The following is a 7,936-nucleotide window of genomic DNA, read 5'->3' as shown; positions in this document are numbered from 1 at the left end:
GCGCGGAGGGGGGAGGCCTGGGAACCGCGAGTGGCCTGGGGGGCGCCGGAGCGGGCGCCGCCACCAGGGCGTCGCCGTCATCCAACAATTCCTTCAGGTCCGCGAGCGGATCCGCCTCGTCCGGGGGAGACGGCATGTGCGCGTCCCAATTTACCGGCCACGGGGGGTTTCCACCAGTTACGCGATGGACACCGCGCCGCTTCGCCTGCCTGGTGGGAGGCGGACGGCACGGTCCGCTCGACGTGGAGGGGGCGGGACGTTAGCCAATGGAGCAAACATCACACCTCGCCTTGCCTCTCCTCGGCAGGGGATGACAGCTTCGGACCACTCCTATGGCCATCCGCTACACCCTGCCCAACGGGCTCACCGTCGTCTTCGAGGAGCAGCACGCCGCCAAGGTCGCGGCCTTCCAGGTCTGGGTCAAGGCCGGCAGCGCGGACGAAAGGCCCGACCAGGCCGGACTCGCTCACTTGCACGAGCACATGCTCTTCAAGGGCACGGAGCGCCGGGGGCCCGGTGAAATCGCCCGGGACATCGAGGCGCACGGCGGCGAAATCAACGCCTGGACGTCCTTCGACCAGACCGTCTACCACATCGTCATCGCCAGCCAGTTCGCCCGCACGGGCCTGGACATCCTGGGGGACGCGGTGCGCCGCTCCGCGTTCGACAAGGAGGAACTGGCGCGCGAAATCGAAGTGGTATGCGAGGAGATCAAGCGCAGCTACGACTCCCCGTCGCGCCGCGCGTCCCGCGGGCTGTTCACCGCCGCGTTCCAGACGCACCCCTACCGGCTGCCGGTCATCGGCACCGAGGAGAGCGTGCGCAGCTTCACCCGCGAGAAGGTGCTGGAGTTCTACCACCGGCACTACACGCCCAGGAACCTGGTGCTCTCCGTCGCGGGCGACCTGAACGAGGCGGAGCTGCGCCAGTGGGTGGAGGAGATCTTCGGCGGTGACTGGGGCCGTCCCTACGCGGGCCCGGTGGAGCGTCCTCGCGACCCGCCGTCCACGGGCCGCCGCGTGCTCATCCAGACGGAGGACGTGAAGGAGGCCTATCTGCACCTGTCCTTCGCCATCCCGGATCTGGAGCACCCGGACGTGCCCGCGCTGGACGTGCTGGCGATGCTCGCCGGCCAGGGCAATTCGTCGTGGCTGGTGCGCGAGGTGAAGCGCCGCCAGCACCTGGTCAACGACGTGCACGCGTCCGCGTACACGCCCAAGGACCCGGGCATCTTCTCCGTGTCGCTGACGCTGCCGCCCGCGCAGTCGCTGAAGGCGCTCACGCAGACGGCGCGCGTGCTGGAGGCGCTGCGCACCACGGTCGTGCCCGAGGACGAGCTGCGCACGATCCAGTCGGTGGTGGAGGCGGAGTCCGTCTACCGCAAGGAGACGGTGCAGGGCACCGCGCGCAACCTGGGCTCTTACCAGACGTCTCCGGGCGGCCTGGAGTCGGAGGCCCGCTACCTGGAGAACATCCGCAACCTGAAGCCGGAGGACCTGCGCCGCGTGGCCCAGAAGTACCTGCGGCTGGAGCACGCCGTCGTCACCGCGCTGGTGCCTCCCGCCGCGGAGCTGACGGAGGCGCTGGTGCACGCCGCGCTGGATGAAGCGGCGAAGAGCCCCGGCCTCACGCCCCCGGAGCGCACCGCGAAGCAGCCTCCCCCGGAGGCCCCGCCGCGTCCGGCCCGGAGCGCCATCGCGTCCGCGCGTTCGGAGGTGGTGCAGGAGAAGCTGCCCTCCGGCGCCACGCTCATCATCCGCGTGGAGCCGCACGTGCCGCTGTTCTCCATGCGCGCGGCGTTCATCGGCGGCGCGCGCTACGAGACGCCCGAGGACAACGGCATCACCACGCTGCTCAGCCGCGCGCTCACCAAGGGCACGACGACGCTCAGCGCGGATGACATCTCCCACCTGACGGACCTGTACGCGGGCAACCTCACCGGCCAGGGCGGCCGCAACTCCGTGAGCGTGAAGGCGGACTTCCTGTCGCGCTACTTCGAGCAGGGCTTCCGGCTGTTCGCGGACGTGCTGGTGAACCCCGCCTTCCGCGAGGAGGAGGTGGCGCGGGAGCGCGCGCTGCTGCTCCAGGACATCCTCACCCGCGAGGACAAGCCGTCAGGCCTGGCGTTCGAGCTGTTCTCGCGCACGCTCTACCAGGAGCACCCGTACCGCCTGTCGATGATGGGCGAGAAGGCGTCCGTGGAGGCCCTGGGGCCCGAGCAGCTGCGCGCGTACCACCGGTCGTACATGGACCCGTCGCAGATGACGCTCAGCGTGGTGGGCGACGTGGACGTGGATCAGGTGCGGGCGCTGGCGAACGAGTACTTCGGTAGGTCGCGCGGCGGCGCGCTGGCCCCGAAGCAGGTGCGGCCGGAAGCGCCTCCGTCCGCTCCTCGCACGGAGAAGAAGGTGCTCGCGCGCGCGCAGACGCACCTGGTGATGGGCTTCCAGGCGGCGCGGCTGGGCGACCCGTGGCGGGTGGTGCTGGACGTGCTGTCCACGGTGCTGTCCGGCCAGGGCGGGCGGCTCTTCATCGAGCTGCGCGACAAGCGCTCCATGGCCTACAGCGTGAGCAGCTTCTCCATGGACGGGTTGGATCCCGGCTACTTCGCCGTCTACATGGGCACGAGCCCGGAGAAGGTGGAGGCGGCGGTGGAGGGCATGCGCCGCGAGCTGCAGCGCATCCGCGACGAGCCGATTCCGGCCGCGGAGCTGGAGCGCGCCAAGCAGCACATCATCGGGGCGTATGAAATCGACCTGCAGCGAAACAGCGCCCGCGCGACGTTGCTGGCGCTGGACACCTGCTACGGCATCGGGCTGGACAACTTCCTGCACTACTCCGAGCACGTGGCGAAGGTGACGGCGGAGGACGTGCAGGAGGTGGCCCGCCGGGTCATCGACTTCGACCGCATGGCCATGTCCGTCGTCGGGCCGTAGGTCCTCCCATCGCGAGCGTGGAAGCGTCACGACGACGGCGCTTCCACGCCGCACCGGGTGCGGTAGAAGGGGCGCCATGTCCCAGACCTACCTGTCACTCACCGTGGATATCGCGGAGGAGGCCTCCGAAATCCTCCAGGACCTCCTCCATGAGGCCGGCGCCCTGGGCCTGGAGGTCCGCGACACGGAGACGCCCACCATGCCGGGCGTGCGCGCCCCCACGAAGGGCGAGTCCATCGTCGTCGCCTACTTCGAGGACCGCGAGAGCGCGGAAGAAGCCCGCGACGCGGTGGCGGAGAGCCACCCCAACGCGCGCCTGTCCCTGGACGAGCAGCCCCAGCAGGACTGGAGCAACGAGTGGAAGTCGCTCATCAAGTCCGTGCAGGTGGGCCGCCTGTGGGTGGGCCCGCCCTGGGACGTGGTGAACGCGCCGGCGGACAAGGTGAAGCTCGTCATCGAGCCGAAGATGGCCTTCGGCACGGGAGACCACCCCACCACGTCGCTGTGCCTGGCGGCGGTGGATGACTTCATGTCCACGCACCCGGGCGCGAGCGTGCTGGACGTGGGCACCGGCACGGGCGTGCTCGCCATCGCGGCGAAGAAGCTGGGCGCGGGCCACGTGGTGGGCACCGACAACGACCCCGTCTCCGTGGAGCTGGCCCAGGAGAACTGCACCGACAACCAGACGCCCGACCTGGACATCTCCGGGCGCGAGCTGACGGAGGTGCCGGGCACCTTCGACCTGGTGCTCGCGAACATCCTGGCCAACACGCTGATCGAGCTGGCGCCCCTCATCGTGCCCAAGGCGAAGGACCGGCTGGTGCTGGCCGGCGTGCTCGCGCACCAGCGCGTGGACGTGGAGGCCGCCTACCGCAACCTGGGGTGCACCGTGATGGAGGGCGCGCAGCAGGGCGAGTGGGTGCGCATCGACTTGAAGCGCTAGAAACAAGAGGGGGTCGGGCAGCGAAGAGTGGTTCGCTTACCCGACCCCATCTGGACTCGCGAGGCTTTCCCCCTTGGCGTCAGGACCTCGCGAGTCCCGCCGTGTGCCTGGCGGACATTGCAGTCCGCGTGCCTGCCGCTGAGGCCTCGGAGTTCCAAGGGACACGGGCGCGGTTGTAGCGGGGCAGGTTACGGGGAGCGCGGCGCGTGTGACCTTCCGCGCTACAGCGGGCCTCAAGTGAACGCGAGTGTCCCGGCCGCGCGCAGGGAGCCCACGACTTCGTTCCGGGTGTTGAGGATGCGCGGCTCCGCGTGGTGCTCCAGGCCCGTCATGGGCAGGGACAGGCCCTGCTGCTCCGCGATGAGGCGCAGGACGGCGAGGAGCGCGGGCGCGGCGCAGCGGGCGTCGCCGTCCTCCACCTTGATGGCCACGCCCAGGCGGGCCCGGGGCAGCGCGGCGCAGTAGACGCCCTCCGCGCCAATCTTCACCACGGCCTCACCCTGGAAGGCCGTCATCAGGTCCGTGCACACGCGGCCCTTGCCCGCGACCAGCTCCGGGTGCGCGAGCATGGCCTCCCGCAGGCGGCGCGCGGCGGGCGCTTCCGAGACGCCGAAGCGGGCCCACGCGGTGGCCATGGCGCTGAGCGGCAGGCCGAAGCAGACGGCGAGGCAGCCATCCACGGCCTTCACCAGCGCGTCACTCGGCAGGCCCGTCCACTTGGCGATTTCGTCCTGGATGCGCTCCTGCACCGGGTGTCCTTCGCTGGCGTAGCCTTGGACGTCCCAGCCGTGATGCCGCGCCAGCGAGAGCATCCCCGCGTGCTTGCCGGAGCAGTTGTTCCACCGGGGCGTGAGCACGATGCCCGCCTTGAGGGCCTCCTCCGCGACCGCGGGCGACAGCGACGGGTGCGGGCCGCACGCGAGGTGGCGCTCCTCGCAGCCTGAGGCGCTCAGCATCTGCATGGCGAGGGCGCGGTGCACGGGCTCGCTGGAGTGGGACGCGCAGGAGAGCGCCAGCTCGCGCGGGCCGAAGCCGTAGCGATCCGCCGCGCCATCCTGGACCATGGGCAACGACTGGAAGGGCTTCGCCGCCGAGCGCCAGAAGGTGACGCGCTCCGGGTCGCCCGCGTACGCGACGCGCGTGCCCTCCGCGCTCACCACCGCGACGGACACGGTGTGGAGGGATTCGACGAAGCCGGAGCGGGTGGACTCGATGACGAGGGTGGCCATGGGCGTGGGGCGCGCCATAGCAGGAACGGGACACGGCCGGGCGCTCGCGGGTTGAGGAAAGACGAACCCTGGACGCATGGAGGGCTATCCTCCAGGCGCCCTCCCCTTCAAGGAAGCCGCCGTGGTCCGCCTCTTCGTTCCCCTGCCCGACCCCGCCCCCGCCGACGTGACGCTCACAGGCGAGCGCCGCCACTACCTCGTCCACGTGCTACGGCTGGAGGACGGCGACGCACTGGAGGTGTTCGACGGCAAGGGCCGCGCCTTCGAGGCGCGCGTCACCGGCCTGGACGCGGAGTCCGTGCGGCTGGTGCTGGGGGCCGTTCGGGTGACGCCGCCCGCGCGTGAGATGAGCATCCTCCAGGGGCTGCCCAAGGGGGACAAGCTGGAGCTGGTGCTGCAGAAGGGCACGGAGCTGGGCGCCACCGCGTTCCATCCCGTGGCCACGGCGCGCAGCGTGGTGAAGCTGGAGCCGAAGCGCGCCGAGGAGCGCACCCAGCGGTGGGCGAAGATTGTCGAGGAGGCCGCGCGCCAGTGCCGGCGCGATGATGTGCCGGTGGTGCATCCGCCCCGTCCGCTGCTGGACGCGGCGCGTGCCCTGACGCCGGGCACGCTGCTGCTGGTGCTGGACGAAGAGGAGTCCGCGGTGCCGCTGGGCGAGGCGTTCCGGAGCGTGGCCGCGGGGACGCCAGTGGCGGTGGTGATTGGTCCCGAGGGCGGGCTCGCGCGCGAGGAGGTGGAGGGCCTGCGGGGGCTGGGCGCGCGACCGGTGACGCTGGGCTCGCGCATCCTGCGTACGGAGACGGCGGCGCTCGCGGCGCTCGCGGTGATGCAGCACCTGGACGGGTCGCTCGGTTAGCAGTCGAGCAGACAGCCCCTCCCTGCATCCCAGGTCACGGATTCGTGTGGTGATTCCTACGTTTCTGCCATTCGGGACCTCGCGGGTCCCTCACACGGGAGAGACTCTCATGGGGATCATCGCATTCATCATCATTGGCCTCATCGCGGGACTCATCGCCCGGGCCATCCTGCCGGGCAAGCAGAGCATGGGGCTGGTGGCCACGACGCTGCTGGGCATGGTGGGTTCGCTGTTGGGCGGCCTCATCGGCTCGCTCTTCGAGCGCAACGGTCGGCTGTTCGACCTGCATGCCTCCGGCATCATCATGTCGGTCGTGGGATCGATCATCGTGCTTCTCCTGGTGGGAGCAGCGGGACGGCGCCGCGTCCACGCCTAGCGTGAGGCGCCCATACGCACCGTCCTCCGGGGCGGGTTGCATGGCGTTGACGAGCCCCTGACGGTTCCTCGGGCGAGGGACCGGCGGGGGCTTGTCCTTTTCTTGCTACAGGCCTGAATGCGGCCTTTCATGGCGACGGTTGTCCGCGTCACTGGGAGGATGCGTTGTCCAAGTGCCTGAAGTGCGGCGCCTCGCTGCCGCCGGTCGGAGATTGCCCCGCTTGCGCCGCCAATGCCGCGCGCCCACCCGCGGTGGCCCCCCTCCCGAGCCTGCTCGACCGCGACATCCACATCGATCGCCGCAAGGCCGGGGACCGCATGGCCCAGGACGCCGGCGGCGACGACCCCATCACGCTGAACAGCGAACCGCTGGAGCCGGAGACGCTGCGCGGCACGCCGGCCTTCGCGCTGGAGGCGCCTCGCGGCCCTGTCACCCCGCCGGGCATGACGCCGTCGGTTCGTCCGGGAATGGCGCCGGTGCCGTCCGCCGCGCCGCGCGCAGCAGCGCCCCGCCCGCCCGCGCAGGCTCCGGCCGCCGCGCCTCGCGCCGCCGTGCCGCCGATGGATGGGCCCGTGCGTGCGCCCAATCCAGGGCCCGCGGCTCGCCCCGCGCCGGCCCCCGCGTCCCAAGCGGATGCGACGATTCGCGCGGCGGCTCCGACCGCGCGTCCTGCCGCGCCCCAGGCGGATGCGACGATTCGCGCGGCGGCTCCGGCCGCGCGCCCTGCCGCGCCCCAGGCGGATGCGTCCCAAGCGGATGCGACGATTCGCGCGGCGGCTCCGGCCGCGCGCCCTGCCCAGGCCGATCGCGCTCCCGCGCAGCACGCGGAGGGTCAGGCGGTCCGGGCTCCCGCGCAGCAAGCTCCCCGGGCTGCGGCTCCCATGCCTCCTCGCGCCACGCCTCCCGTGGGGAACGCGCCCGCTGGCGCCGTGCAGCCTCCGCGTCCCGCCGCGCCGCCTCCAGGCGTGGCACCGATGGCCGCCGTGCCTTCGCGCGCCGCGCCCACCGCGGCCCTGTCGGAGCCGGGCTTCCAGAATCCTGGCGTCGCCGTGCCTCGCGCCGCGCAGCCTCCGGTGTCCTCCACGGAGCCCCGCCCGGGCTCAGCGCTCACGCCGGCCTACGGCACGGAGCCGCACGTTTCGCGCCCCCAGGCCGCCTCCGGCCAGCCGCGTGGCAACGCGCAGGGTTCTCCCGGCCTGCCCCGCATGGACGCGCCCGCGCAGGCTCAGGCCGCCTCCGGCCAGCCTCGTGGCAACGCGCAGGGTTCTCCCGGCCTGCCCCGCATGGATGCGCCCGCGCAGGCCTCCGGTCTGCCCCATGGGGCCTCTCAGCCAGCTTCGTCCGCTCTTCCCCGCCGGGAGCCCGCCTCCGGACCGTCGGCCGCCGAGCACTGGGATGCACCGCAGGCCACTTCCGGCCTGCCCTTGATGGATGCTCCCGCGCAGGCCTCCGGTCCGTCTCGCCGGGACGCCGCTCCGGGCCTTCCCGTCATGGAGGACCCGGCCATCCTGCCTCCGCTGGAGACGCCGGCCTACGCGACGTCCCCGGCGCCCGCTCCGGGAGTGTCCCTCATGGAAGCCTCGCCCGCCCCTGCCC

The 7,936-nt window shown here is 71.9% G+C and carries 5 protein-coding genes and 1 pseudogene; 5 read left to right on the top strand and 1 reads right to left on the bottom strand.

Annotated features, from left to right (window positions below):
- Window positions 1-332 precede the first annotated feature (332 nt).
- Window positions 333-2,936, top strand: coding sequence for a pitrilysin family protein (locus D7X99_RS40810; protein WP_121782448.1), 2,604 nt, complete (start codon window positions 333-335; stop codon window positions 2,934-2,936).
- A gap of 76 nt (window positions 2,937-3,012) precedes the next feature.
- The gene (gene prmA, locus D7X99_RS40805) at window positions 3,013-3,879 is read left to right on the top strand and encodes a 50S ribosomal protein L11 methyltransferase (protein WP_121782447.1); all 867 of its coding nucleotides are present in this window, start codon (window positions 3,013-3,015) and stop codon (window positions 3,877-3,879) included.
- Between the two features lie 233 nt (window positions 3,880-4,112).
- Here the strand turns inward: prmA and D7X99_RS40800 are convergent, their stop codons facing one another.
- The gene (locus D7X99_RS40800; protein WP_158627159.1) at window positions 4,113-5,108 is read right to left on the bottom strand and encodes an asparaginase; all 996 of its coding nucleotides are present in this window, start codon (window positions 5,106-5,108) and stop codon (window positions 4,113-4,115) included.
- 121 nt (window positions 5,109-5,229) lie between these two features.
- Here D7X99_RS40800 and D7X99_RS40795 point away from each other — a divergent pair, with 121 nt between their 5' ends.
- The 3 genes and pseudogenes from D7X99_RS40795 to D7X99_RS40785 form a co-directional block, all read left to right on the top strand.
- Entirely contained in the window at window positions 5,230-5,964 is a 735-nt protein-coding gene (locus tag D7X99_RS40795; protein WP_121759281.1) for a 16S rRNA (uracil(1498)-N(3))-methyltransferase, read from the top strand.
- Window positions 5,965-6,073: 109 nt separating this feature from the next.
- A complete protein-coding gene (locus D7X99_RS40790) occupies window positions 6,074-6,340 on the top strand; it encodes a GlsB/YeaQ/YmgE family stress response membrane protein (protein ID WP_121782445.1) in 267 nt (88 codons plus the stop codon).
- A 164-nt stretch (window positions 6,341-6,504) separates the two neighbouring features.
- A pseudogene (locus tag D7X99_RS40785) lies at window positions 6,505-7,936 on the top strand (hypothetical protein); the annotation flags it as partial.

The organism is Corallococcus sp. AB032C (assembly GCF_003668935.1).
GTDB lineage: Bacteria > Myxococcota > Myxococcia > Myxococcales > Myxococcaceae > Corallococcus > Corallococcus exiguus.
The sequence above is the reverse complement of the archived record's forward strand: the minus strand, read 5'-3'. Positions and strand labels throughout refer to the sequence as shown.